Below are 25,497 nucleotides of genomic sequence, written 5' to 3'. Positions count from 1 at the left end.
GGGCTTTAAAGCTTTTTTTCGATGATCTCCTTGGCCATCTGGTGGTCAAGGGCCAGAGTGGCATACATCTGCTTGAGCTTGCGATTCTCTTCCTCTAGCTCCTTGAGGCGCTTGAGCTCCTTGGAGTTCATTCCAGCATATCTAGAACGCCACTTATAGAAAGTGGCGGGGCTGACCCCATGCTCACGACTGATCTGGTCGACACTCTTTCCATTGTCGAACTCTTTTAAAATCTTTGCAATCTGTTGTGGTGAAAATTTACTTCGTCTCATAATACTGTTTAAAATTAAGATAATTATTCTACTTTTAAACAGTTCGGTTTAAAGGGAAGCTTACACCTGAGATAATACAAAAGCCTGTTGAATTACACACAATCAACTTACGTGAATCTAAAAACTTTCTTGAAATTCAACATGATAAAAGGAAAGTGTTACAAATTAATTACATTTATGACGATCATACAAATTAATCAAAGCTTCATCAGTTTTGTGTTGCAGTAAATTATTTTTTTTTAAAGTTCAAAACATAATTTAAACTTTACGTATAAGTTGAAAAAAGCTATTATTCAACCTTGGAAAAAAAAGTGCGTAATAGAATTAATATGTCTAATTTGAAAGAATAATTCCTGACGTATTTTTTATTAAGTTGAACTTTTTTAGGCCATATGACATTGCGATTGTATTTATAAGGGTCTTCCTGTTGGGCAAGCATATCTTCTTCGTTTTTAAACATTATGGTAGCTAAACCTGTAATCCCAGGTTTAACCGTTAGTATGATACGGTCTTCACCTTTTAGTTCATCCGCATATCCTTTTACATCGGGACGTGGACCGACTAGACTCATATTCCCCTTTAATACGTTCCAAAGTTGTGGAAGTTCATCAATTTTAAATTTCCGAAGCCATCTTCCTATTTTTGTAATTCGTGGATCATTTGAAGTTGTTAATGTATTGAGGTCCTCAGTACCAACATACATACTTCGGAGTTTATAAATTTTAAACAGTTTCCCATTTTCACCAACTCGATATGAAGTATATATTCCAGAAGCCTTAGCACTTATCATTGCTAGCAAGTAACCGACAATAATCAATGGCAAGAAAACCACACAAGCCACAAAGGCGATGATTACATCGAAGCTTCTCTTTAATAAACGCTGCTGTTTTGTCAAACGAATTAATTGATTTTGAGCAATATGCTTTTCAACCTAAGCACTTACCAGCTTAGAAACCACATCATTTTTTTGTTAAAATAAGGGTTTAAAGTCAATTATTTATAACTGAAACCCTTTGTTCCAATGTTCCGTTTTTACACCAAACTCACTTTTTAATTTCAATACATCGCTTTTAAAGTAATCTACTAAAAATTCCTCACTTTTTTTATCCACAGGAGGTGTTTCTGTTTTAAATTTATTTGTAACACTATGCGCTATTTTCTTAACCCTTGAATTTAATGGTATAATGCTTTTCACAAAGCTGTTTAATTTGCTACGCTCAAAAATGAAGGAAGTTAAGATATTCTTCTTATACAACCCTCCAGGATTAAAGCGTGTTCCAATATTTTCTGGAATAAAGGTGTCATCAACTTCCAAAAAGCTATAAATTTCTTTAATGCCCTTTTCTGGGTTTTGCATAAACTCTTCAAAGGTAACAACTAGGACATCTTCAAACTGACCTTTTAATCTTTTAATATGCTGATAATAAGACGAAATAAACTTATAGTACCAAAAATTAGAGTATCCTTTTTCTTGTCGCTCAGACTCTAGTTGCAAAGCGTCATAAAAACTTTCTGTTTCCCTATTTTCTCTAATTAAATGTAAATAATTTGAGTATGCTCTTTTTATAGGGTCTCGAACCACCACAATCATTTTTGTATCTGCTCCCAATGTGTTTTTTAAATACACTAATCCATCATCATAGAGCGCATAAGTCGGTGAGATATCACCTATTGCTTTTTCAGTTTTTACTGTAGTATATTGAGCCTTATACTCGTTAAAAGTTCTTGTATGAAATTTGTGCATCTCTGCATCCTTAGGCCCCTTATCTTTATGCCTTAAAACTTTATCATATGTGAAATAGTGTAACTCTTTTCTTTTCGGTAAAAACACTTCTGGATGCTCTTCCAAATAATGGTATAGCGAAGTGGTTCCGCATTTAGCGAAGCCTGCGATTGTAAAATTAGGTAGTTTCATTTTTCTTGTTTCCGGTAAAAGTCTCCATAGTAGCAGAAGTTGCGGCACTTATTCCTTCTCTCCAGAATACTTTTTTAATTGTTAAAAGAATTATTTTTAAATCTAATAAGAAGGATAGGTTTTGAGTGTACCACACGTCCAGTTCAAATTTCTTTTCCCACGAAATAGCGTTTCTTCCATTTACTTGCGCCCAACCTGTGATTCCTGGTCGCACATCGTGCCTTTTTGACTGAAAGTCGTTATAAAGCGGAAGGTATTTCACCAGCAATGGTCTAGGACCAACGATTGCCATATCTCCTTTCACTACGTTTATCAACTGAGGCAGTTCATCTATAGAGGTTGATCGCACAAATTTACCAATATTCGTCAGTCGCTTTTCATCTGGTAAAAGCCGGCCTTCAGCATCTATATCATCAGTCATGGTTTTAAACTTAATGATTTTAAAAATATTAGCATTTTTACCTGGCCGTTCTTGAATGAAGAACACATTTCCTTTTTGGGCAATTGCCAATAACAAAGCGATTAAGCCAAGTAAAGGAGATAAAAAAAGTAGAACTAATGACGATGTCAAAAAATCCAGTCCTCTTTTAATGAACCTTTTATACATATAGCGACTGTTTTATATTTGCCACAAAATCTTCAATCAAATTGTCTACGGTATATTTGGGCTGCCAACCGTATGACTTAAACTTATCAATATTGACCATAGAACTTGCTAAAACCTCAACGTTTTCAACAATTTCTAAACCACCTTTTGTTTCATCTTTCTTGACACTAGAAATAACTTTATTACAATACGCTCCCAACGAAATGTTTTCACCCCCAACATTCATCATCAAAGGAAAAGCCTTCGAACTAGAGTTTTCAATTACAAAATGAATGGCGCTAACAACATCTTTTATACTTATTAAGTTCGTATTGTTTGATGGGTTATCAATTTTTATGTTACCACCTTTGAGCAAAACTTCTGGCACCTTTCCAAAAAATCCATTTATCTTATTATTATCCTTCCCGTCCAAAATTCTAGTAAATCTTAAGGAAATCACTTTTGACACTGGTGTATTAGTTCCCAAGGAATTAAAAAATTGTTCACAGATGAACTTCTGATGAGCATAAGCGGTTTTGAGCTTTACTGGTGCAATTTCTGTTTTTTCTTCATTACTCGACTGGCTATATACGGATTGAGAGGATACATTTATTATAACAGGAATGTTTGCACGAGCCATTTTAAGACTTTGTTGATATTGAAAGGTAATAGCCTCGTAGATTTCTTCATCAGGACAATATGCAAGAGCACTTGAAAAGTTTACAAAAACATCAGTTTGACAATATATTGTTTCTAAAAAAGAATCACTGCTTTTATAAACCACAATTCTATTATCGGAAAATCTCTCATTATACTTCCGGTAAGAACTATCTCGACAAATTAAATTGATACGCTCAAAATCATCGTTCTTTTCCAAGAGATCTTCTATAAAGTGCTGACCTACAAACCCACCAGCACCTAATAAGGTATAAGTTTTTTTAGCTGAAAGAGTTTCTTTAGGAATCGTTGTGCAAGCTACTTGTCTTACACCAACTTTATTTATAGAGTAATTTTCGATTCTAGCTGGTTCACCCATAAAATCTTTGACAAGAAAGTCAACTTCATTAAACCCTAAAAGCGCTCTGTTCCCAGTAATCCCCGTAAATCGCATATTCATTTCAAAAAAGAAGATTCCCTTTTCTGTTACTCTACCTTGAATATTAACAGGACCTTTAACACCATTTTCTTCGCATACAGGAACAAATTTCATAATTTCATCTAGATATTCGAACTCCTCTGGCTTAATCGTATTAACAAATATAGGGACACCATCTTTCAAAGTATTTTTAGATATAAAGATACCTGACAGTTTAGATTTTTTAGAGAAAATAAGTTGGATTGATATTTCCGAAAGTTGTACTAGATTACTCTTTGCAACCGCTTTTTTAATCGCTAAGTAATTTTTATCATCTTCCGTTGGAAATAGGTACGGCTGGATTATATCTTCGTCGTTTGCCTGCTCAATTTCGTCAACACTATTGAGTATTAAAATTCCTTGAGAAGCAGATCCTCCCACGGGCTTTACAATAGCTGGAAAAATTGAAGAATCCGGATTTTGTTTGAAAGTTTTTACAGAATATGTAGGTACTATTTTACAATCGTATTTACTAAAATAATCAAACCACTTTTGCTTATCTCTACTTGCAGCAATAATTGTTGGTTCAGAAACGACAACCTCGATGCCATTTTCTTCAAATGACTTAAAGTTTTCTGAAAACAATAATAACTCGTAATCGTGGCCAGGGACTACTATATCTATATTTTCTTTTTTACACAGAGCTATTAAATGATCTATATAATCGTCAGAATATATGCTTGGAACCGTTAAAAACTTATCACAGTATGCATGTGCGTATACATTTCGCTTTCCGTCACAGCCAATAAGTTTATAGCCTTTCACTAAATTTAAAGAATCTATCACCGATTGACCAACACCAGAACCGGCACAGGTAATTAATACTGTTATCATAATTTACAATTTTTTATTAACTTGTTTACAACTGTCTCATCAAAATCATCATAAACACCTTGTTCAGGCAGACTATTTAATTCCCCTTCCAAGTTTAAAAACTCTTTAAAATCTTCTATGCTTTTCACATAGAAAAACCCAGTTGTAGCTCTATTATTTTGATCTTTTATCTCGAGGCCTCCCATTTCTATACGGGCAACTCTTTTATTTAGACAAAGCGCTTCGTATAAAACCGATGAATTCTCACCTATTAGATATTTATACCGATTTACAACAACTGCAGAATCGACAGAACGATCATCCATTTTAATATTATCAATTTCAGCTATGGCTTTATATTGTGCTTCTTTATACCCTTCTTGAGGATGTAATCGCAGATGAAATTCATACTCAGAAAACACCTCAGCCAGCTTTAAAACAACATCAAAAAGTTTGAACGTACAGTTGGGTGAAGAAATAACTAGAATACATTTATCTGAGAAGACTGGCTTCTGCAAACTGTTATTTACCATTCGTTTATAACCCCACCCAACGTTAACGATTTTCTCTAAGGGTATATAAAATTGTGATGCTATCCATTTTTTTCCAAATGCTAAAAAATAATCTGGATCCGCCAACGGATGGTATTCGCCTGCATATAAAATTGTATCAGACAAAGTTACCCCGTGCTGCATTTCATAAACTCTTGCATTTACTTTACGAGCTGAAACTATAACGGGAATAAAAGCACCTCTATTAACCACAAACACATTTTTCGCTTGTAGCTTTCGTAATAATATTTTCACAAAAAAATGCTTTGTATAAAACTCCCCCAAATCAATACTAGATTTTATGACAAAAAGAAAACCTACCCCAAAAAGCTCTTTAGCTTTTTTGTAGATTCCCAAGATTGTTTTAACGTAACACAATAAAAATATTGGAAAAAAAACAACCCCTAATATCTTTACTGTTATGTCTATAAAATCGGTCTCAATTGTGTTGTTGTCATGCTTCCTAGGCTTACTATGACTACCGCCCAAGCTACGTTGAAATATCAAAAAATCATTTTTAACATCTGTGTATTCTATCATAGGATCGGTAAACTTATCAAGATAAGTATCATCCAATCTTGCCAACCGCGGAAAAGCATAAATAACATTGCTACAACGTTTAGAACTTAAAAGTAGCTTGATTAATGCTAAAAAGGAATTAAAGTAACTCTTTACTAAAATCGCAATACTAACATCTTCTTTTTTATTACTCTTATTATTAAATTCAGTGTTCTTTTTAAAATAATTTGTTCTCGTTTTAAACCTAAGTACTCGCCATGCAGGAATCCCTAAGATTTTTCCTTCATAAAACCCCAGTTTGCACTCCTTGTTTGCCAACTCCTTTACCCTATAAACTGCCTTCTTCATAATAATCTACCTTTTTACAAATCTATTACGTTAGGCCTATTTATTATAGTTTTTATCTTTATTATTATTTCTTTTATAGCATTCTTGTTCAATAAAACATACACAATAAGAGGTAATGGAAGCAACCATTTAATACTTGACAAAACAACCAAAATAGCTATTATGTAAGGAATAAGTAGACTTAACTGAAAACAATCTGTAAAGTTTTTTGCAAAACCATCCTTTAACCCCATTTGTTTTTTACCGTATTGAACGCACAAGTAAGTATAAAGAATGTAGGTAAATGTTGTTGCCAAAATCACATATTCATAAGTCACCTTAAAAACATGAATTAAAGTGAGGGCTATACTAATATTTACAAGCAAGGCAAATGAGGATATCTTAGCTATTGTTTTTTCTTTGTTTTGAGCCATAAGGTAAGTACCATACCCAAAAGAATTAGTATACAAAACAACAGTCAGCACTGATAATTGAATTACCGTTAAAGCTTGTTCATATTTGGGTACTAGTTCTAAAAATATCGGAAAAATAATTAGTGATAAAAACCCTAACCCAAACGCTAATGAAACATAACTAACTCTAATGCTTTTAATTAAAATCTGGATAGATTGAGAGTCCTCTGATTTAAGTTTGTCTATAATTTTAGGAAAAACAATAAATGTCAGGGCTTGTAAAAATAGCAATACCACGTTTGCCAAGGAGTATGAGAATGTGAAAAATCCAAAATCTTCTACTGAATAATAGATACTAATAATCGTTTTTATTGAAACAATTATCAAATAGAAGCAAATGTTGTATAAGAAAAGGAAAAAACCTTTATTTATTATTGTTTTTAAAACTGAAATAGAAAAAGATCCTTTCCAAGGAATTTTTTTCCCAAATACAAAAATTAAAAGCGCCAAGATATTACCAACTACGTGAGCCCCTAGCAATGCATACACTAGTGTTTTGTCTTTTAAAAAAAAACACGTTATCAACACCAAAATAGGCACTGCAGATTGTTGAAATGCAACTTCAAATAATCGATTCTTAATTCGATAAATATTCATTAATAAAGTATTGAAATGTGTCAGAATAGCAATAAAGCATACGACATAAAACAAAACTCCTACTTCATATTTTTGAAAAAAAGCAATACCAAAAAGGTAGTAATACAGTGCGAAGAGAATAATCATTAAGGAGAGAATAGCTAAGCTAGCTAATGCAGAAACAACTAAGTTTTTTACCTTCTGTTCATTTTCTTTATTCTGAACAATTAAAATATTTACAGCATTAGAAACTCCAAAATTAGAAATTCTGAAGTAATTAATAAGTAAAAGTAAAAACCCCCAAACTCCAAAATAGTATGGACCCAGTTTAACTGCAATAATTATAGAAGATAAAAATTGAAAGAAATAAGTTAAGTACCTTGTTGCAAGGTACATTATAACTTTATTCTTAAAAAGTAATTTAATTTTCCCCATCAACATTTATTGTAAATTCAGTTAAATATATTGAAGACTTTCTCTCAGCATTTTTTGAAGAATGATATGAGACATAATATTTATTTTTAAAGCTCACAATACTTGCATAACCTGTATCACCTCCAGACGGCAAGACAGTATCTTCTTTTAAAGTGCCTTTTATTGGATCTATCCAAACTAGAGATGTTCTTACAGGAAAATAGAGTCTTACACAGGCTAATATTAAACTATCATTTAAAAGTATACCTGAAGGACTACCGATTCTTGTATTTAGATCTTTCCAAGTCCAATCTTGGTATGGAGGACTGGATGTACCTATTAGCGCGGATTTTGATTTCTTGTCTTGTCTAACAAAGGCATAGGAAGTTCTATCTGATGAAAAGAATAACGCTGTTTCATTTGGATAAGAAGCTATATCTGGAAAAAAATTATTCTTAATAGGTTGCCAGGAATCACCCGTTTTTGTTGAATAAATCCTTCCCTGTTTATCATTAGACGAATATCCCACACTATAGATTTTTCCATTGAACTCTGTGGCATTCCATCTCCATGTCCCTAATTCTCTATTTTCTTGAGACCACTCTTCTCCATTTTCAGTCGAATATGAATATGAATATGAAAAATGCTCTGTTTCAGTTCTCGAAACAAAAATCAAGTTTAAATCATTATTATTTATGATAAACTTTGGATCTCTCAAATCTTCTTGTGGTATGCTAATAAACGCAACATCTTCCCAATTCTGAGTATCTTTTGATTTAATAATTCTTATTCCACCATCATAACTGTGATGAGAAGTTCCCTCTCTAAATGCACAATATAAATAGCCGTTATGGCTAACTAATGTTGTAAAGGCACTATGCTCGGCTTTATTCCAAATCAAACTTGTTTTATCTAGTTTTATTTTAGATTGACTAACACAAGACGAAATGATGAAGAAACTAAGTAAAAAATATTTATACATTTGTTTGTCTTTTTAAATAAATATTCTTGCTTATTAAACCAATTATTAAAAATAGATACAAAAATGAATTCTCGAACATCCACGATCTATGCAAGTAGATAATGAGGATAATTAAGGAAATGATTAATCTCTCAAGTTTTTTATCAGAAAAAAACGGGATGCAAATAGTCATTAATAAAGAAAAGCCAAAGCCTATAATTCCATATTTAAAAACCATTCCCCTCCAGTCGGATAAAACACCTAGGTTCGCCATGTACTCTAATCCTTTTCCATACCAAACTGACGGAGTTTCTTTAAAGTTATTGTAAAAGTGAAGTGCTGTTTTACCTGCTCTATCATCTAATACCTCGAATAAAGACAAGCCTGAAGCCTCAAAATTTCTTCCGATGAACAAATAAACGATTTCATCTTTTATATCGTCAAGTAAAAAAAACATTATACTAACAGGGATTAATAAGAACAAGAAGTATTTAAAAATATATGTGTATTTTTTTAAATATAACATTTCATAAAGCCACGCAAAAACCAAGAATATAAGAAAAGTAGGTGAAAAGGTTAATGCTCCAGTAATTATAAGAACCTTTGAAACCTTGTTTAATACAATTTTTTCAAAAATCAGCAATATACCGATGTAAATTGAAAAATGCCCCGGTTCCAAGAAGGGGCCGCAAATACGTGCTATAGTTAATCCCCCCATCTCATATACAGTATTTGTTGACGAAACTACCAATCCATACAACTTATAAAAGCTGCCATCATGCGAATTGGTCATTACTATAGTAAAGCCTGGTATTTTATGATAAGGCAAATTCACACCAATCAAGGTAAGAAAAAAGACAGCTAAGGAAATCCAACAAAAAAATATGATTAATTTTCTAAACTTTAAAAAAATATTCAGAAGAATATTGGCATTGAAGGATAGAATACAAATAAGGCTTAGAAAAGTAATTATTTTCCCAAGTTCATACCCCCGTCCCGAAAACAGCGGCGTACCTAATTGAAGCAATAAAAAAAAAGCGAAGAAAGAAAAAACCAACTTTAATCCTGTCAACTCTAACGATTTCATAATCATCAAAATAACTGTGACTCCAAGCACTGCTATAAAAACAGGTATATTAATATAGCCCGGCCAAATTATCCACATTAAAAATGGATTTAACGAGACAAACAGAGCTATTACGCCTACGTTTGAAGCTAGTTTTTCTATTCGACTTTCTATTGTCATCTAGTTCTTCTTAAGGGGATCTCCTTTTCTATACTCCCTATTTGATCTTTCGCCAAGTAAAGTTTTATAAAACTTAGTGTGTAATCCAACGCCTGGTCTAACAGACCGTACATTCTCTTTGGTAAACACTTCGCCCTTTTTGATGTCTTTAACCGCAAACAAAGATCTTCTTTTATAAATATCTTTTTCCGTTATTTTATAGGAGACTTCTCCCAAAGAGGCTTCTACTAAACGCACTTTATCAACCATTTCCTTAAACTCTTTTGGCTCCATTGAAAAGCTGGAATCTGGCCCATCCAAATTACGATTTAATATAAAGTGCTTCTCAATAACAACAGCACCTAACGCTACTGCCGTTGTAGGAACAATATCACCCATTGTATGATCTGAAAGCCCAATTTTTACGTTGAATCGCTGTTGCATATCAGTTATTGTCGATAGGTTAGCATCCTCAATTTTAGCAGGATATTGAGACGTGCATTTTAGCAAAGTGATATCGTAATTCCCCGCCATTCTACAAGTTTCAACTGCCAAATTTATATCCTCTTCACTAGCAACACCAGTAGATATAATCATCGGTTTCCCTTTTGACGCCGTATATTCAATTAAAGGAATATCAGTAATTTCAAAAGAGGCGATTTTATATAGCGGAACATTTAATGTTTCTAAAAAGTCTACACCTTCTAAATCAAATGGAGAGCTAAAGAAAATAAGCCCATGCTCCTTAGCTGCTTTCTGAATTGGTTTGTGCCAATCATAAGGCAAAGACGCTTCTGTATATAAATCATAAGGTCGTATTCCTTTCCACAATCCTTCTTTCTTAGGACCAAAAAACTCGTTATCAACATCAATAGCCAAAGAATCAGCCGTGTAAGTTTGTACTTTAATAGCGTCTGCTCCAGATTCGGCAGCTGCCTTTACTGTGCGCAATGCCAAGTCTAAATCGTTATTATGATTAGCAGAAAGTTCTGCTATTATAAATGTTCTATTATTCTTCATTTTCTATATTTCTTTTAATGTCTTGAACTGATTGAAGTAAGCCCCACTGTACGGACCAATTTAAGTTAGCTTTAATTTTAGAAACATCCATCTCACTCCCCACAATTCCATCGGGTTTATCTACCAAATATGCTACATTTCCTTCATTCTTAAAAACCTGATTAACAGTTTCAGCAATCACTTTTACAGAATACGACGTTCCTGTTCCTACGTTGAAAGCACCTTCGATTTCATGATTTTTTGCAACATTTGAAATCGCTTCAATCGCATCTTCTATATAAATATATTCTATGGTTGATTTTCCCTGTCCATTAATAGTCAATGTTTCTTTATTACACGCCTTATTCACAAAATCTGTAAACATAAGGCCATCTCTCTCTCCATACCCATATAACCTCGCCAATCTCAAAGAAATGATTCTAGTCGAAATTTTCTTCTGTATGTAACTTAGGTAAATATCTATATTAGCTTTACTTACTCCGTATATAGTTGACGGCGCTGGGGCTTGCGTTTCTTGCAAATCCTTCATAAGTGGATAAACACTTATTGTTGATGTATTGATAAACTTTGGTGTTTCGTTTTTGTTGCAGGCTATAACAAGATTTTCTACTATTTGCAAGTTGGATGAAAAACTGGAGATTTTTAAAGGATCTGTATCGCGCTGCATCAACTGTGAAGCCAAATGAATTACTACTTCTTGATTTTCAAGCAAATTTGTCAGGCTTTCAACAGAATAATCTGTTACCCGCTTATAAATAGTGTCATCTGGGAAACAATCTTTCAGCTTCTCCATAGATCTTCCTATAGCGGTAACAGTATGATTTTCTTTCAAAAGCAAGCGAATAAGGTTTCTGCCTAAAAACCCGGTAGCTCCTGTAATTAAAATTCTCATAAATCAATTTTCGTCATAAATACAATAACCCACTACTTCTAATCGTCCATTAATAGGAACTATACATTCCCCGTCAGTATATCGGTATTCAGCAAAACTCACATCAGGAATTAACTTTAGCTTAGTCATGTCAAACTTTTCAGTTGTGGGTAAATGATAAAATTCTAGAACCCCATGTTTATCAACAATAGATTTATAATTAGACATATCTATTTTTTCACCTAGTAAGCATTTAATAGCAAGTTCTCTCAAATCTACTCCTCTTACTTGTTTTATCAATCTCCAAATATGACAACCATCCAATCGAGGTGCAATTTCAATCACCCTAGGTTGATCTTCCTTAAGCTTCATCTGAATGTAAAGTACTGCATTCTGGATATTAAGAGTTTTAATGATTTTCTCTACGTTAGATTTTGCAATAGCTAATTGTTCTTCATTGATATAGGTAATTGGAATTCTATGTCCTTTTGGCAATCCAAAATGTTCCGTTCCAAAAACAATTCTATCGCTGAATTCATTTAGGATAATCTTTCCGTCTTGCACAATAATATTTGATGAAAACTCAGCTCCATCTAAATATTCTTCTATTATGGCTTCTCCTTCTTTTGAAGACTCAAAAGCCAACTCAAGAGCTCCTAAAAGTGATTCCTTGTCGTTTACCAACTGCACCCCTCTTTGTCCTTGCGAATTCGTAGGCTTAACTACACAAGGAAATATATCCCAATCAACAGAATTTTTGTGTTCCTTGTTGACTTTTGTATATTTAGTAAATCCTATTTCATTTTTATTTAAGAAGTCACGGAACTCGTGTTTGTTGTTGAACAAGTCAATCATCTTACCATCCAACAGGTGTGGCATTCCTAATAATTCAGAAACCTTTGTTGCTGAAGTAATAGCTGAATCAGAAGAAACAGAATAGACAACATCTGCTTTTATATCCTGAGCTAATTTTTTTACTGCTTCAATATCTATTGTATCTACTAAATGAAAATGATCAGCAATATCGCATCCTGGACCCTCTTTTTTGTAACCACAAACATGAGTTTCCCAACCTGTTTCGTTTAGGTAATTTATGATATCTGACTGTGTGGCATTTGTGCCAAGAATAAGAATTCTTTTCATACTATGCGTGATTTTATAATTTTTGCTGTTCTTTCCGCCCCTTTCCCATCAACTGCATCGAATGAGCATTCAGACATTGAATTCAATAAATCTGTATTTTCAATAACATTTCGTATTGAGGCATTAAAAATGTTTTTATCCAAATATTCTATTTTTCCAAGATATCGAGCCGCGCCAATTCTTTCCCACCCACTCGCATTAATATCTTGGTTATCTGCAGTAGAAATCAACAACATTGGTAGTCCCATACATGATGCTTCATAACTTAATGTCCCAGGGGTAAGGATTGCTAAATCACAACGAGCCATAATCTCAAAAACCTTATTTGTGTTTATAAATAACGTTACATTTTTTGATTTTGATACCCAACCTTTAATTTCATTTATTGATGGATTTAATTCGGAAGTAACTATGTTCAGAGATATATTTTTCAAAAATGAGGAGTCCAAATCTGATATACACTTTAAAAGGGCGCCTTTATCATTTCCTCCACCAAAACTAATGAATATTTCGTTTACACTTTTTCTGACCTCAACGTTCTCTCTTCCTCTCCTAAATTGTTCTCCCACTATAGCATATTTTGGACCAAAAAGCATTTTGGTGTTTTTTACTATCAATGGTCTGTAGAGCTCTTCAGTAGCATTTGGGCTTCCATGTAAAACAAAGTCAGAATACAATTTTACTTTAGCGTGTGAATCAAATTGAAGCCATTTAACATTATTTTCATATAGCTCTTTTTGATACTTTTCATCAGCTGTATAATGATCAATAATCAGAAAAGCGTTTTGTTTTTTCACTTCATTAATTAGAAATTTTAATTCCTGAGTTGGCTGAATATCCAACTCAAAAAAATATAGAGACCGAGGTATAACTTCTTTTAACTTATCTTCAATGAATTGGATTATAGTAAGAGGATTATCTGTTTTTATAAAAAAACCTAGTTCAAATCCATTTGAAAACTCATTAGCTAAACAAAGACATCTTGATAGATGGCCCAAACCAAATATTTTTCCAGCGTCAATTCTGAAAAATATTTTTTTCATAAATCGAAGTATTTATATTGAGCGTATGAGCATAAATGGTTCTGCATAATCGTAACCAACATTAACACCCCATCTTTTGGATATTATTCTTAAAGCTTCTGGTGAGCGAGGGTGCGGATATTTTCTACTTTCAAACTCATAATGTTCCATTCCTTTGACTTTGGCTTCTACATTCGCTTCTGAAAGTTCAATAAAAACATTTGGACGAAAATAATTAGGATAATTCGGTGCCTGCCATTCAGTAGAAGACGGAGTTTCAAATGTTAGAACAATTTTAACTATTTCTCCTTGCATCGGTCTAATTGCAGGCATTACTGCATCAAAAGTTACCCTGTGATCAATATTTGTGTCACCACCATGATGTGTGAAAATTACATCTGGTCTAAAATCCTCTTTATCTTTTTCTATAACCTTTACTATATCTAGTAAATCTACTGAATCAAATCTATTATCAGGAAAATCATACCCCTTAATAGAGTCATACCCAACTGCTTTTGCCGCCAAAAGCATATTTTGACTATGAGTATCTAATTCCTTTTTCCACATTTCGGGATTTCTACCATCTGCTCTTGATGTAATTCCTTCACCAAGTATTATTGCTCTAGTTGTTGCATTATATTCAGAGGATAATTTATTTATTGTCCCCCCTAATCCTAATAGTTCATCATCAGGGTGAGCCACGACAACCAATATCCGTTTATTCTTAAGTAACTCTAACATTTTTTATTTTTTTAAAGTGATTTTAACATCTGCATATATCGATTGATCTGCTTTCAAAGATGCTCTCGTAAACTCCATTCGCAAATTGTCTGTTTCAAGAAATGCTTTTGGATAACCTTCTGCATCCAACATTCTGATGTAATCAAAAACTCGGTCCAATTCAGTAAGAGAGTTTATATCACTCTGAGATTGGTTTCTACGTTTAAAAAATGTTGGACTGCCTTCTTGTGGATATGGTTTCAGGTCTAGTTCTACTATTTCTCGAATCATAAGCTCTACAATTTTATTTATTCGGATAAATATCTCCTCTGCAGTTCCTAACAATGACATTTCTTTTTTAAGATAAATATCACCCGCATCAATCTCTTTTGTAACCTTGATAGCAGATACTTTTGTTGCTACGAATTGTCTTTCAATTAAGTTTTGAATAGGACTTCCTCCGCGTCCAAATGGCAAATCAGTTTCGTGAAAAACAACACACTCAAAATTTGAATATATTTCTTGAGGGATATAATATGACCAATGTGGAACAAAAACTTTTAAAGGATTTATCTTTTTTAGATTCTCAAATGTAAAGTCCTCTCTTTTATCTATAAGCAACCAATTAGTTTGTTCATCTTGCAACCTTTCTATCAGACTTTTATTCCATTCCTTTTCAGATATTATTAAGTATGTCTTCATAGTATAATACTTCACATATTTTTAAGCCATTCAAATTTCATCTCGGCTACTTTCCAATCTTCAAAAGTGTCAATATCCTGAACTCGCATCTCACTTATTTCCATCGCATATCGATTTTCTCCAAGCATTTTTTTAACAGATTTAAACCAATAAAACTGCCCTGCATCGTGATATACTGGTTCTAAATCTTGCGAACGTGTTCTTAAAAATTCAGGGTATAAAAAGAAAACCTTTCCACTTTCTTCCATTTTAAATGCTCGCTGAATTGGATACGCAAAACGAACAACAGGTCGAACAGAATCTACATCTTCCTTTAATAACATTTGATATCCTTTATTTAAATCTTCTACAGACATTAACGGAGCTGTTGGGAGAATGCAACAAGCATGTTCAAAAAAAGACTTTTTTGATTCAAATTGATGAAAAACTTCATCAACGACATCTGCCAAAGTTGCAAAATCATTCGCGGTTTCTTTAGATCTAAAAAAAGGAACTTTTGCCCCGTATCTTTTAGCAATTTCAGCGATCTCTTCATCATCAGTAGAAACCATTACTTCGGAAAACAATCCTGACTCTAATGCTGTTTCTATAGAATATGCAATAATAGGCTTGCCTAGAAAATCTCTAATGTTTTTTCTAGGAATACGTTTACTTCCCCCTCTAGCTGGAATAATGCATAAATTACCCATGAAACACTAATACTTTTTTAATTACATAATTCTGTTCCTCATCTGTTAAACTTGGATACATAGGTAAGCTTATGCAGTGGTTATAATAATTTTCGGCCTTAGACAAATCTGCATCTCCATATCCTATTTCCTTATAATAAGGTAACGTATGTACTGGGATATAATGAATTTGAGCGAAAATATTATTCGCTCTCAATGAGTCATACAATCCTTTCCTGTTTTCAACTTCGATAACAAAGAGGTGGTGTGCATTCAATGCTCCATCCGGTAATGATTGAAATTTAATTGCAGTATTTTGAAAAGCTTCTTTATACCTATTCGCTATTTCATTTCGTCTTGCAACACCTTCTATATTTTTCTTAAGCTGTGATAAGCCTAAAGCAGCTTGCATATCAGTTAAACGGTAATTATATCCTAAAGTTTGCATTTCATAATACCATCCACCAGGATCCTCAGACATATTATCTTTAGTTATCCCATGAGAACGATACAGCTTTAGATTGTTATAAATTTCCTCGTCATTAGTAGTTACCATTCCGCCTTCACCACAAGCAATATGCTTTACCGGGTGAAATGAAAAAACAGCACAATCTGCATACTTTCCATTACCGCATTTATTTACTTGCTCTTTTGAATCTATAAAAGATCCTCCTGGAGCGTGTGCCGCATCTTCAATTATCCAAAGCCCATGTTGATCTGCCAAGGATCTGAAACTTTCCAAGTTAACAGGAAGTCCTGCAAAGTCAACAGGAATTATTCCTTTAAAAAACCCCTTCGGCTTACTTTCTATTAGTTTTTTAACTGCATTAATGTCCAACAAATATGTATCTGGATCAATATCTGCAAACCAAACTTCTGCACCACAATAACGAGAAGCATTGGCTGATGCTGCGAACGTAATTGGAGTGGTTATTACGCGGTCGCCTTCTTTTACGCTTAAAGCCATATTTGCTATATGCAACCCAGCCGTAGCATTGCTTACTGCAACAGCATACTTCACATCTACATATTTAGCAAAAGCCTTTTCAAACTCTTCAATTTTTGGACCTTGAGTAAGAAAATCAGATTTAAGCGTTTCTATTACAGCATCAATGTCATCTTGATCAATTTGCTGTCTACCGTACGGTATATTTCTCATTATTTATGCTTTAAAAGATGAATCAACATGTTCAATAATTAAAGATCTTAATGAATCCACAGTTTCCCATTCATCATTAGTCCCTGAATTATAAGCAAATCCGTTTGGAACCTTTTTAGCGTCAAAAGTTTTTACAAAATCATCTAGTTTCCATTTTGGCCTAGAAGGTAAAATTGTATAATATTTACCTAAGTCGTATGTGTAAAAGGAATCTGACGGAGTTATCATTTCTTCGTGTACTTTCTCTCCTGGTCTAATACCTACAACTTTATGTTCACACTCTGGGCCAATAGCTTCTGCTACATCCATAATTTTATATGACGGGATTTTGGGAACAAATATTTCTCCTCCCCATGCATGTTCTAAAGCGTGCATAACCATATCTACACCACCTTGAAGAGATATATTAAAACGTGTCATTTCGGAATCTGTAATAGGCAGTACCCCTTCCTTTTTCATATTTATAAAAAACGGTATAACAGAACCGTTAGACCCCATAACATTCCCATAGCGAACTACAGAAAAACGAATAGGATTCCATCCTGTTATATTATTTGCCGCTACAAATAGCTTGTCTGAAGCTAGCTTAGTCGCTCCATATAAATTAATAGGCGCACAAGCTTTATCAGTAGAAAGTGCTACTACTCGATTAACCCCTGTTTCTAAACAGGCATTAATAACATTCTGAGCTCCATGAATGTTGGTTTTAACACATTCGTCTGGATTGTACTCTGCTATTGGCACATGCTTCATAGCAGCTGCATGAATTACAAAGTCAATATCCTTAAAAGCTCTTTTAAGTCTTTCCGCATCTCTTACATCTCCTATTAAAAAGCGTATTTGCGGAAATTTATCTGATGGATACTCTAGAGCCATCTGAAATTGCTTTTGTTCATCTCGAGAATATATAACCAGTTTTTTAACCTTAGGGTATCTGGATAAAATATGTTGAGTTAAAGCTTTTCCAAGAGAACCTGTGCCTCCAGTAATAAGAATTGATTTATTTTCTAGATCCTTCATTTCTGTATATTATTGATACAATTTAATTTTAAGCTTAAGCACACAGAATTAACTGCCAATAGCATAATACTCAAATCCCATTTTATTTAAAGTTGTTTTATTCAAAATTTTTCGTCCATCAAAAACAAAAGCTGGTTTAATTACCGAGTCGAATATCCGCTTCCAGTCATATTCTTTAAATTCATCCCATTCAGTCAAAATAGCGATCGCATGAGCTTCTTGGCACGCCTCGTATGGGTCCTTAACCACCTTAACTAACCTTCTATTTTCTTCTGGGCTTCTTGTATTTAAATAATCCAAATCTGCATAAATGCGTTCTTGACTCACTTTTGGATCATATACACAGATTTCGGCTTGTTCGTTCAATAATGCATCTGCAACATAAATAGCTGCAGATTCCCTAGTATCATTTGTATCTTTTTTAAAAGCCCAACCCAAGAATGTGATTTTCTTTCCTGAAACCGTGTTATAGAGTGTGCTTACGATATTCTCGGCAAAACGATTCTTTTGGTGGTCATTCATAATAATGACCTGCTCCCAGTAATCAGCGACTTCATTGAGCCCATACGTCTTGGCTATATATACCAGGTTTAAAATATCCTTTTGGAAACAAGAACCCCCGAAACCAACTGACGCTTTTAAAAATTTTGGCCCTATCCGACTATCCATTCCAATAGCGCGGCTTACCTCGTCCACATCGGCTCCCGTTACTTCGCATAATTCAGAAATAGCATTAATCGAAGATACGCGCTGGGCTAAAAAGGCATTTGCAACCAATTTTGACAATTCTGAAGACCACACATTTGTAGTCAATATTCGCTCCCTAGGGATCCAAGAAGCATAAATATCTACCAAGGCGTCGATTGCTTCTTTACCTTCATCACTCTCCTCCCCTCCAATCAACACGCGGTCTGGATTTAACAAATCCTGTACAGCTGTACCTTCAGCTAAAAACTCGGGATTAGAAAGAATCTGGAATTTAATACCATTTCCTGTATTATCTAATATATTTTTAATTGCTTGTGCAGTACGCACTGGTAAGGTCGATTTTTCTATTACGATTTTATCAGTAGTTGCAACTTTAGCAATTTGACGGGCACAAAGCTCTATATATTTTAAATCAGCCGCCATTCCTTTTCCTTTACCGTAGGTTTTGGTCGGCGTATTTACAGATATAAAAATCATTTCAGCTTCATCAATTGCTTTTTCAACATCAGTACTGAAAAACAAATTTTGTCCTCTTGCTTTTTGAACAATTTCCTTTAGTCCTGGCTCATAGATAGGGAGGCCATTCAAATCCTTGTCATTCCAGGCTTTAATACGTTCTTCGTTAATATCAACCACAGTTATTTTAATATCTGGATTCTGAATTGCCAAAACAGACATCGTAGGCCCTCCAACATAACCTGCTCCGATACAACAAATATTTTTAATCTTCATATATTTAAAATTTTAAGCGACTATTTATTACGAATCATTTGTTCCCGAATAACTTTGATTCCCTTTTTTTTTTACATTCTTATACAATCATTCCGGCTGCAACAGTTTCATTTGTGTTATCATCGATCAAAATAACACTCCCAGTAGTACGGTTAGTGCCGTAAGAATCTATCATTAATGGCTTGGTCGTTCTAATGGTCACTCTTCCAATATCATTCATTTCAAAAGTTTCCACTTCCTTAATGCGATCGTACGTGTTAATATCTACTTTGTATAACACATCTTTTATCATTGCTTTTTGCGAGTTTTCCGTATGATAAATGGTGTATTTTGCTCTTGGCTGCGATGGCTTACTGCTCATCCAACACAACATAACATCAAATTCTTGAGAGGTTTCGGGTCTATTGTTGGTTCTAACAATCATATCCCCTCTACTAACATCTATATCATCTTCCAGGGTTATAGAAACAGACATAGGCACATAAGCTTCATCAAGTTCCTGCTCAAACGTATCAATACTTTTTATTTTTGAGGTAAATCCTGAAGGGAGTGAAATAACTTCATCTCCAACCCTAAATATCCCGCTAGCTATTCTACCAGCATACCCTCGATAATCTATAAACCCTTCTCTTTGAGGCCTCAATACAGTTTGCACAGGAAAACGAGCATCGATTTTATTCAAATCATTGGTAATGTGCAATGTTTCAAGTGTATATAGCAAAGCAGCTCCTTTGTACCATTCCATATTCTCAGAACGGTTTACAACGTTATCACCATATAACGCACTTATTGGAATAAAGGTGATGTCTTTGGTAACAAGTTTGGAAGATAGTTTTTCATATTGATTAACAATATCATCATATACCGCTTCATCGTAATTAACCAAATCCATTTTATTGATACACACGACTAAATGTGGTATTTGGAGAAGTGAAGCAATAAAAGAGTGCCTTTTAGTTTGCTCAATAACGCCATGTCGAGCATCAATTAGAATAATAGCTGCATTGGCAGTGGACGCACCCGTAATCATATTTCGAGTATATTGAATATGTCCCGGTGTATCGGCAATTATAAATTTTCTTTTAGGTGTTGTAAAGTATCGATACGCAACATCGATAGTAATACCTTGTTCTCGCTCCTCTCTTAAACCATCTGTAAACATAGCAAGGTCAAGATTATCGTGTCCTTTTTTCTTGCTTGTATTTTCAACAGCAGTCAATTGATCCTCAAATATAGATTTTGAATCATAAAGCAATCTCCCTATTAATGTACTTTTCCCGTCATCAACGCTTCCTGCGGTTGTAAACCGTAATAATTGATTATTATCTACCATCATTTATCCTGAATTTATGCTTTATTCACCTATATACTAATGATAAAGCTTTATTTTTTACGTTTATTTTTTTAGAAATATCCTTGTTTTTTCCTGTCTTCCATTGCTGTTTCAGAACGTTTATCGTCTGTTCGATTACCTCGTTCCGTCATTCTCATAGCCGCTACTTCCGCAACAATTTTTTCAAGCGTGTCGGCATCAGACTCTATTCCTCCGGTAATTGTTATATCTCCAAGGGTTCTAAAACGAATCTTTTTTGTTTCAGTTTTTTCATTAGGTTCTAATTTCAAAAATTCCGAAACAGGAATCCAAGAATCATTCCGCCATACAACTTCACGTTGATGAGCAAAATAGAGGGATGGAATTTTTATGTTTTCACGATTTATATAGTTCCACACATCCATTTCTGTCCAATTACTTATCGGAAAAGCCCGGAAATGTTCGCCTTCAAAATATTTTCCATTCAATAAATTCCATAATTCAGGGCGCTGGTTTTTTGGATCCCATTGTCCAAAATCATCTCGATGTGAAAAGAAACGCTCTTTAGCACGTGCTTTTTCTTCATCGCGTCTTCCTCCACCAATAGCACAATCAATCTTATTGCTTTCTATTGCATCTAAGAGGGTCGTTATTTGAAGTGAGTTTCGAGTAGCATTTTTACCACGTTCTTCTGCAACTCTTCCATTATCTATTGATTCTTGAACAGACCCGACTATTAACTCAACGCCTAAACTTTCAATCAACTCATCTCGAAATTGAATAGTTTCTGGAAAGTTATGACCTGTATCTACGTGAAGTAAAGCAAATGGAATTTTACAAGGATAAAAAGCCTTTTTAGCTAAGTGAGTGAGAAGAATAGAGTCTTTTCCTCCTGAAAATAATATTACTGGATTTTGAAATTGGGCATATACTTCACGAAGTATAAAGATTGCTTCCGATTCCAATTCATCTAAATAATTTAAATAATACTTACTCATGTTATTTCAATTTTTTTCAATACTTGCTTAATGATTATAGTGACACTATCATCTAAACGCTCCTTCGTGGTGTCAATTTCAATTTCGGGATTCAAAGGTACTTCATATGGAGCATTAACTCCAGTAAAGTTCTTTATTTCACCATTCCGCGCTTTTTTGTATAGACCTTTCACATCTCGACGTTCACATTCTGATATAGGCGTGTTTACAAACACTTCAACAAAATTAGATGGTCCAACAATTTTTTTCACGTTCTCCCGATCAACTCTATAAGGTGACACAAAGGAAGCCAACACCACTAATCCTGCATCTAGCATTAAATTGGCGATTTCTCCTATTCTGCGAATATTTTCTGTACGATCCTCTGGAGAAAATGATAAATTTGAATTAATTCCGTTTCTTACATTATCCCCATCTAATAAATAGGTATGAACATTTTTATTGTAAAGTGTTTGCTCAACTGCATTAGCAACTGTAGATTTTCCAGAACCTGAAAGCCCCGTAAACCATATCAATATAGGCTTATGCTTTTTTAAAACACTCCGATTCTCCCGCTTAATATTGAAGTTGTGTTCAAATATATTTTCGTTCATATTTATTATCAATCTTTTAAACCGTAATTAACTTTGTACCAAACTCTTTCATGAATATAATACAATATCGTTTTTGTTAACAGTTCAGACAGCCCTATTTTTAATCCAGCTAAGGGATTTCCAGTTATTATCCAAGAGAGCATCATAGTATCTAATGTTCCAACCGTTCTCCACGTTAACGCTTTAGCGATATGCCTGACTCTGCTTTCTCTAATAATCCCAGCCTTGGTCAAGTTTATTTTAAACCATGCACGTTCGTGAAGGTAGTACAAAATCATTTTTGTAGTAACTTCGGCAAAACCAATCTTCAATCCAGCCCAAAGATCCCCAGTTATGAACCACGATATTAATATTGTATCAAGGGTTCCTACAAAGCGCCACGTTATAGTTTTTGCAATATGTCGTTTTCGTGATCTTCCTAACATTGGTTTTCTAAAAAGTTATTGTTTGAAAAATCGCAAACACCTTTAACTCCAGTCAAATGACTAGCCGCCTGTGAATTGTCTTTCACTAAACATCGTTGTTCTATCACCATATTTATTCTTGAAAAAACATTCATTATAAATTTTCCCAATACCAGGCCACGGCCTGTTCAATTCCATTGTCAATTGTATGACTAGGTTTATATCCCAGCAGTTCTTCAGCCTTAGTAATAGAAGCTAACGAGTGAGGAATATCCCCTTTTCGATTTGGACCGTGCAAAACTTCTACATCTTTGATTTGGTCATCAAAAGCACTTAAATATTTTTTTAGTAGGCTTGTAAGTTGAACCAAAGTAGTTCTATCTCCTACTGCCGTATTATAAACTTGATTTAATGCTTCTTTATTTTTAGTTGTAATAGACAAAAGGTTCATTTGCACCACATTGTCTATGTATGTAAAGTCTCTGGAATAACTTCCATCCCCGTTGATCACAGGGCTTTCATGAGCCATAAACTTTTTAACAAACAAAGGAATTACAGCTGCGTATGCACCATTAGGGTCTTGACGCCTTCCAAAAACATTAAAATATCGTAAACCTATTGTATCAAGACCGTATGTTGTGTGAAAAACTTGAGCATAGAGCTCGTTCACGTATTTAGTAATAGCATAAGGAGATAATGGTTTTCCTATTTTATCTTCCACCTTAGGTAAAGCTTCTGAATCACCATAAGTAGAACTACTAGCAGCATAAACAAAACGCTTTACATTTGCATCTCGAGCTGCAACTAACATATTTAGAAATCCACCAATGTTCACATCGTTTGACGTAATTGGATCATTTATAGATCTAGGAACAGAGCCTAGAGCAGCTTGATGCAAAACAAAATCTTGTTCGCTACAGGCATCGTTACAAGTTTTCAGGTCACGAATATCCCCTTCGATTAGTTGAAAATTTGGATGACTTTGAAAAGGAGCTATATTGTGTTTGTGTCCAGTTGCGAAGTTATCTAGACAAGTAACTTTTACGTTCAAGTCAAGTAAAACCTCACATAGATTAGAGCCTATAAATCCTGCTCCACCAGTCACCAAAACTCGTTGGTTTTTTAATTCTACAAATTGTTCAAAGTTCATTACTGATTTTATTTAAAAATAATATTGAAAAACTAAAGAAGTACAAATAAAAAGGGGATTATAACGAGAAAGCAATCACACTTTCCACTTTTTTAGTTAAAGCCTACCGTCGGCATCACTTAAAACACCTTTAACATCGTAGACAATGGTTACATCGTTTTTCAGACCACTTAAATCCAAGTCTAAAAATTCGTTATGCGCCACCCCTAAAACAATTCCATCAAATTTAATGGCAGGCAGTTCATTATCACAAACAATATTGTATTCATGAAGCACTTCTTCGCTATTTGCCCATGGGTCATACACTTTCACTTTCACCCCATAATCTTCTAAAGCAGCAATAACATCAACTATTTTAGTATTACGCACATCTGGGCAATTTTCTTTAAAGGTTATTCCTAGCATTAAAACTTCAGCACCGTTTATAGAAACTCCTTTTTTAATCATACATTTTACAACTTGAGAAGCAACATATTCTCCCATGGAATCATTCAGGCGGCGTCCTGCTAAAATAATTTCAGGGTGGTAACCACATTCTTGCGCCTTTTGAGCCAAATAGTACGGATCAACCCCAATACAGTGACCACCTACAAGACCTGGCCTAAATGGTAAAAAGTTCCATTTAGTACCCGCAGCTTCTAAGACAGCAAGGGTATCAATTTCCATTAAGTTAAATATTTTAGCTAGCTCATTCACAAAAGCTATATTAATATCTCGTTGAGAATTCTCAATAACCTTTGCAGCTTCTGCTACTTTAATACTTGGAGCTAAATAGGTGCCTGCTGTAATAACGGAAGAATAAATGTGATCAACTTTTTTTGCAGCTTCAGGGGTAGAACCTGCAGTAACTTTAAGGATTTTATCGACAGTATGCTCTTTATCTCCAGGGTTAATACGCTCAGGAGAGTATCCTACAAAGAAATCCTCATTAAAACGAAGATTACTAGCTCTTTCTAAAACTGGAACACACTCATCTTCTGTTACTCCAGGATACACAGTAGACTCATAAATTACAATATCGTCTTTCTTTAAAACTTTACCCACGGTTTCGCTGGCAGCATACAAAGGAGTTAAAATAGGACGTCTATTTTTATCAACAGGGGTTGGCACTGTAACAACAAAGTAATTACACTCTTGGATATCCATTATATCGGAAGTACAAAATAAGCCTTTTGTCATTGGCGCCTTTGACTCTTCAAGTGAGCAAGACCTCAAAGGATTAGATGTAATTAAAACATCTTGTAACACATCGTCATCAACTTCTTTTGTACTATCATGACCTTTTTGCAGTTCTTCTACCCGTCCTCTGTTTATATCAAAGCCTATTACAGGATATTTGGTTGCGAATAGCCTAGCCAAAGGTAAACCTACATATCCAAGACCTATTACAGCTATTTTAATTTCAGAATTCACATCACTCATTGTTGAAGTATCGTTTATTAATTATTTATAATTTTCATTTAAAACTTATTGCCTTTAATAATCGGTCAAAATTTCACAAAACTGCA

General features: G+C 34.1%; 24 protein-coding genes and 1 pseudogene. All 25 read right to left on the bottom strand.

Annotation, left to right across the window (positions count from 1 at the left end):
• Nucleotides 1-11: 11 nt before the first annotated feature.
• A pseudogene (locus BLW28_RS07255) lies at nt 12-272 on the bottom strand (transposase); the annotation flags it as partial.
• Nucleotides 273-561: 289 nt separating this feature from the next.
• Nucleotides 562-1,167 carry a sugar transferase gene (locus BLW28_RS07250; RefSeq protein WP_073216873.1) on the bottom strand — a complete coding sequence of 202 codons (606 nt, stop codon included), beginning with the start codon at nt 1,165-1,167 and terminating at the stop codon, nt 562-564.
• A gap of 102 nt (nt 1,168-1,269) precedes the next feature.
• Entirely contained in the window at nt 1,270-2,187 is a 918-nt protein-coding gene (locus BLW28_RS07245; RefSeq protein WP_073216876.1) for a sulfotransferase family protein, read from the bottom strand.
• A complete protein-coding gene (locus tag BLW28_RS07240) occupies nt 2,174-2,794 on the bottom strand; it encodes a sugar transferase (protein ID WP_073216879.1) in 621 nt (206 codons plus the stop codon). Before BLW28_RS07240 ends, BLW28_RS07245 begins: the two co-directional genes overlap by 14 nt.
• Nucleotides 2,787-4,742: an NAD-dependent epimerase/dehydratase family protein gene (locus BLW28_RS07235; RefSeq protein ID WP_073216881.1), complete on the bottom strand. Its 1,956-nt coding sequence runs from the start codon at nt 4,740-4,742 to the stop codon at nt 2,787-2,789. The genes BLW28_RS07240 and BLW28_RS07235 overlap by 8 nt, the downstream gene beginning before the upstream one ends.
• Nucleotides 4,739-6,139, bottom strand: a complete 1,401-nt coding sequence (locus tag BLW28_RS07230; RefSeq protein ID WP_073216884.1) for a hypothetical protein — start codon at nt 6,137-6,139, stop codon at nt 4,739-4,741. Before BLW28_RS07230 ends, BLW28_RS07235 begins: the two co-directional genes overlap by 4 nt.
• Nucleotides 6,140-6,153: 14 nt before the next feature.
• A complete protein-coding gene (locus BLW28_RS07225; RefSeq protein ID WP_073216887.1) occupies nt 6,154-7,602 on the bottom strand; it encodes a lipopolysaccharide biosynthesis protein in 1,449 nt (482 codons plus the stop codon).
• Nucleotides 7,589-8,563 carry a sialidase family protein gene (locus tag BLW28_RS07220; protein WP_073216891.1) on the bottom strand — a complete coding sequence of 325 codons (975 nt, stop codon included), beginning with the start codon at nt 8,561-8,563 and terminating at the stop codon, nt 7,589-7,591. Before BLW28_RS07220 ends, BLW28_RS07225 begins: the two co-directional genes overlap by 14 nt.
• The gene (locus tag BLW28_RS07215) at nt 8,556-9,788 is read right to left on the bottom strand and encodes a hypothetical protein (RefSeq protein ID WP_073216894.1); all 1,233 of its coding nucleotides are present in this window, start codon (nt 9,786-9,788) and stop codon (nt 8,556-8,558) included. Before BLW28_RS07215 ends, BLW28_RS07220 begins: the two co-directional genes overlap by 8 nt.
• The gene (gene pseI / locus BLW28_RS07210; protein ID WP_073216896.1) at nt 9,789-10,787 is read right to left on the bottom strand and encodes a pseudaminic acid synthase; all 999 of its coding nucleotides are present in this window, start codon (nt 10,785-10,787) and stop codon (nt 9,789-9,791) included.
• A complete protein-coding gene (locus BLW28_RS07205; RefSeq protein ID WP_073216900.1) occupies nt 10,777-11,679 on the bottom strand; it encodes an NAD-dependent epimerase/dehydratase family protein in 903 nt (300 codons plus the stop codon). Before BLW28_RS07205 ends, pseI begins: the two co-directional genes overlap by 11 nt.
• Nucleotides 11,680-11,682: 3 nt before the next feature.
• Nucleotides 11,683-12,801 (bottom strand): ATP-grasp domain-containing protein, encoded by a 1,119-nt coding sequence (locus BLW28_RS07200; protein ID WP_073216903.1) that lies wholly within the window; start codon nt 12,799-12,801, stop codon nt 11,683-11,685.
• Nucleotides 12,798-13,844, bottom strand: a complete 1,047-nt coding sequence (gene pseG, locus BLW28_RS07195; RefSeq protein WP_073216904.1) for a UDP-2,4-diacetamido-2,4,6-trideoxy-beta-L-altropyranose hydrolase — start codon at nt 13,842-13,844, stop codon at nt 12,798-12,800. Before pseG ends, BLW28_RS07200 begins: the two co-directional genes overlap by 4 nt.
• Nucleotides 13,845-13,856: 12 nt before the next feature.
• Complete coding sequence (locus tag BLW28_RS07190; RefSeq protein WP_073216908.1) at nt 13,857-14,564, bottom strand: PIG-L deacetylase family protein; 708 nt, start codon at nt 14,562-14,564, stop codon at nt 13,857-13,859.
• A gap of 3 nt (nt 14,565-14,567) precedes the next feature.
• On the bottom strand, nt 14,568-15,245 hold the full coding sequence (locus BLW28_RS07185) for a formyl transferase (protein ID WP_073216911.1): 678 nt from the start codon (nt 15,243-15,245) through the stop codon (nt 14,568-14,570).
• An 11-nt stretch (nt 15,246-15,256) separates the two neighbouring features.
• A complete protein-coding gene (gene pseF / locus BLW28_RS07180) occupies nt 15,257-15,934 on the bottom strand; it encodes a pseudaminic acid cytidylyltransferase (protein ID WP_073216914.1) in 678 nt (225 codons plus the stop codon).
• Nucleotides 15,927-17,072 carry a UDP-4-amino-4,6-dideoxy-N-acetyl-beta-L-altrosamine transaminase gene (pseC, locus tag BLW28_RS07175; RefSeq protein WP_073216917.1) on the bottom strand — a complete coding sequence of 382 codons (1,146 nt, stop codon included), beginning with the start codon at nt 17,070-17,072 and terminating at the stop codon, nt 15,927-15,929. Before pseC ends, pseF begins: the two co-directional genes overlap by 8 nt.
• 3 nt (nt 17,073-17,075) lie before the next feature.
• Nucleotides 17,076-18,092 carry a UDP-N-acetylglucosamine 4,6-dehydratase (inverting) gene (gene pseB / locus BLW28_RS07170; protein WP_073216920.1) on the bottom strand — a complete coding sequence of 339 codons (1,017 nt, stop codon included), beginning with the start codon at nt 18,090-18,092 and terminating at the stop codon, nt 17,076-17,078.
• A gap of 48 nt (nt 18,093-18,140) precedes the next feature.
• The gene (locus tag BLW28_RS07165; RefSeq protein WP_073216923.1) at nt 18,141-19,532 is read right to left on the bottom strand and encodes a UDP-glucose 6-dehydrogenase; all 1,392 of its coding nucleotides are present in this window, start codon (nt 19,530-19,532) and stop codon (nt 18,141-18,143) included.
• Between the two features lie 79 nt (nt 19,533-19,611).
• A complete protein-coding gene (locus BLW28_RS07160; protein ID WP_073216926.1) occupies nt 19,612-20,868 on the bottom strand; it encodes a sulfate adenylyltransferase subunit 1 in 1,257 nt (418 codons plus the stop codon).
• 68 nt (nt 20,869-20,936) lie between these two features.
• Entirely contained in the window at nt 20,937-21,842 is a 906-nt protein-coding gene (gene cysD / locus BLW28_RS07155; RefSeq protein WP_073216929.1) for a sulfate adenylyltransferase subunit CysD, read from the bottom strand.
• Nucleotides 21,839-22,435: an adenylyl-sulfate kinase gene (cysC, locus tag BLW28_RS07150; protein ID WP_073216932.1), complete on the bottom strand. Its 597-nt coding sequence runs from the start codon at nt 22,433-22,435 to the stop codon at nt 21,839-21,841. Before cysC ends, cysD begins: the two co-directional genes overlap by 4 nt.
• 8 nt (nt 22,436-22,443) lie before the next feature.
• Nucleotides 22,444-22,860 (bottom strand): DUF2061 domain-containing protein, encoded by a 417-nt coding sequence (locus BLW28_RS07145; protein ID WP_073216935.1) that lies wholly within the window; start codon nt 22,858-22,860, stop codon nt 22,444-22,446.
• Between the two features lie 133 nt (nt 22,861-22,993).
• Complete coding sequence (locus BLW28_RS07140; protein ID WP_073216938.1) at nt 22,994-23,989, bottom strand: SDR family oxidoreductase; 996 nt, start codon at nt 23,987-23,989, stop codon at nt 22,994-22,996.
• 96 nt (nt 23,990-24,085) lie between these two features.
• Entirely contained in the window at nt 24,086-25,411 is a 1,326-nt protein-coding gene (locus BLW28_RS07135; protein ID WP_073216940.1) for a nucleotide sugar dehydrogenase, read from the bottom strand.
• Between the last annotated feature and the right edge of the window lie 86 nt (nt 25,412-25,497).

Source organism: Aequorivita viscosa (genome assembly GCF_900106795.1).
Taxonomy (GTDB): Bacteria; Bacteroidota; Bacteroidia; order Flavobacteriales; family Flavobacteriaceae; genus Aequorivita; species Aequorivita viscosa.
This window is presented reverse-complemented; position numbering and strand designations above follow the sequence as displayed.

What these genes read in the sequence shown, in the direction of transcription:
- cysD (WP_073216929.1), bottom strand. Translation starts at nt 21,842, where the DNA reads ATGAGTAAGTATTATTTAAATTATTTAGATGAATTGGAATCGGAAGCA.
- BLW28_RS07190 (WP_073216908.1), bottom strand. Translation starts at nt 14,564, where the DNA reads ATGTTAGAGTTACTTAAGAATAAACGGATATTGGTTGTCGTGGCTCAC.
- BLW28_RS07215 (WP_073216894.1), bottom strand. Translation starts at nt 9,788, where the DNA reads ATGACAATAGAAAGTCGAATAGAAAAACTAGCTTCAAACGTAGGCGTA.
- pseI (WP_073216896.1), bottom strand. Translation starts at nt 10,787, where the DNA reads ATGAAGAATAATAGAACATTTATAATAGCAGAACTTTCTGCTAATCAT.
- BLW28_RS07200 (WP_073216903.1), bottom strand. Translation starts at nt 12,801, where the DNA reads ATGAAAAGAATTCTTATTCTTGGCACAAATGCCACACAGTCAGATATC.
- BLW28_RS07135 (WP_073216940.1), bottom strand. Translation starts at nt 25,411, where the DNA reads ATGAGTGATGTGAATTCTGAAATTAAAATAGCTGTAATAGGTCTTGGA.
- pseB (WP_073216920.1), bottom strand. Translation starts at nt 18,092, where the DNA reads ATGAAGGATCTAGAAAATAAATCAATTCTTATTACTGGAGGCACAGGT.
- BLW28_RS07235 (WP_073216881.1), bottom strand. Translation starts at nt 4,742, where the DNA reads ATGATAACAGTATTAATTACCTGTGCCGGTTCTGGTGTTGGTCAATCG.
- BLW28_RS07140 (WP_073216938.1), bottom strand. Translation starts at nt 23,989, where the DNA reads ATGAACTTTGAACAATTTGTAGAATTAAAAAACCAACGAGTTTTGGTG.
- BLW28_RS07160 (WP_073216926.1), bottom strand. Translation starts at nt 20,868, where the DNA reads ATGATGGTAGATAATAATCAATTATTACGGTTTACAACCGCAGGAAGC.
- BLW28_RS07240 (WP_073216879.1), bottom strand. Translation starts at nt 2,794, where the DNA reads ATGTATAAAAGGTTCATTAAAAGAGGACTGGATTTTTTGACATCGTCA.
- pseC (WP_073216917.1), bottom strand. Translation starts at nt 17,072, where the DNA reads ATGAGAAATATACCGTACGGTAGACAGCAAATTGATCAAGATGACATT.
- pseG (WP_073216904.1), bottom strand. Translation starts at nt 13,844, where the DNA reads ATGAAAAAAATATTTTTCAGAATTGACGCTGGAAAAATATTTGGTTTG.
- BLW28_RS07230 (WP_073216884.1), bottom strand. Translation starts at nt 6,139, where the DNA reads ATGAAGAAGGCAGTTTATAGGGTAAAGGAGTTGGCAAACAAGGAGTGC.
- pseF (WP_073216914.1), bottom strand. Translation starts at nt 15,934, where the DNA reads ATGGGTAATTTATGCATTATTCCAGCTAGAGGGGGAAGTAAACGTATT.
- BLW28_RS07225 (WP_073216887.1), bottom strand. Translation starts at nt 7,602, where the DNA reads ATGGGGAAAATTAAATTACTTTTTAAGAATAAAGTTATAATGTACCTT.
- BLW28_RS07185 (WP_073216911.1), bottom strand. Translation starts at nt 15,245, where the DNA reads ATGAAGACATACTTAATAATATCTGAAAAGGAATGGAATAAAAGTCTG.
- cysC (WP_073216932.1), bottom strand. Translation starts at nt 22,435, where the DNA reads ATGAACGAAAATATATTTGAACACAACTTCAATATTAAGCGGGAGAAT.
- BLW28_RS07245 (WP_073216876.1), bottom strand. Translation starts at nt 2,187, where the DNA reads ATGAAACTACCTAATTTTACAATCGCAGGCTTCGCTAAATGCGGAACC.
- BLW28_RS07145 (WP_073216935.1), bottom strand. Translation starts at nt 22,860, where the DNA reads ATGTTAGGAAGATCACGAAAACGACATATTGCAAAAACTATAACGTGG.
- BLW28_RS07165 (WP_073216923.1), bottom strand. Translation starts at nt 19,532, where the DNA reads ATGAAGATTAAAAATATTTGTTGTATCGGAGCAGGTTATGTTGGAGGG.
- BLW28_RS07220 (WP_073216891.1), bottom strand. Translation starts at nt 8,563, where the DNA reads ATGTATAAATATTTTTTACTTAGTTTCTTCATCATTTCGTCTTGTGTT.
- BLW28_RS07205 (WP_073216900.1), bottom strand. Translation starts at nt 11,679, where the DNA reads ATGAGAATTTTAATTACAGGAGCTACCGGGTTTTTAGGCAGAAACCTT.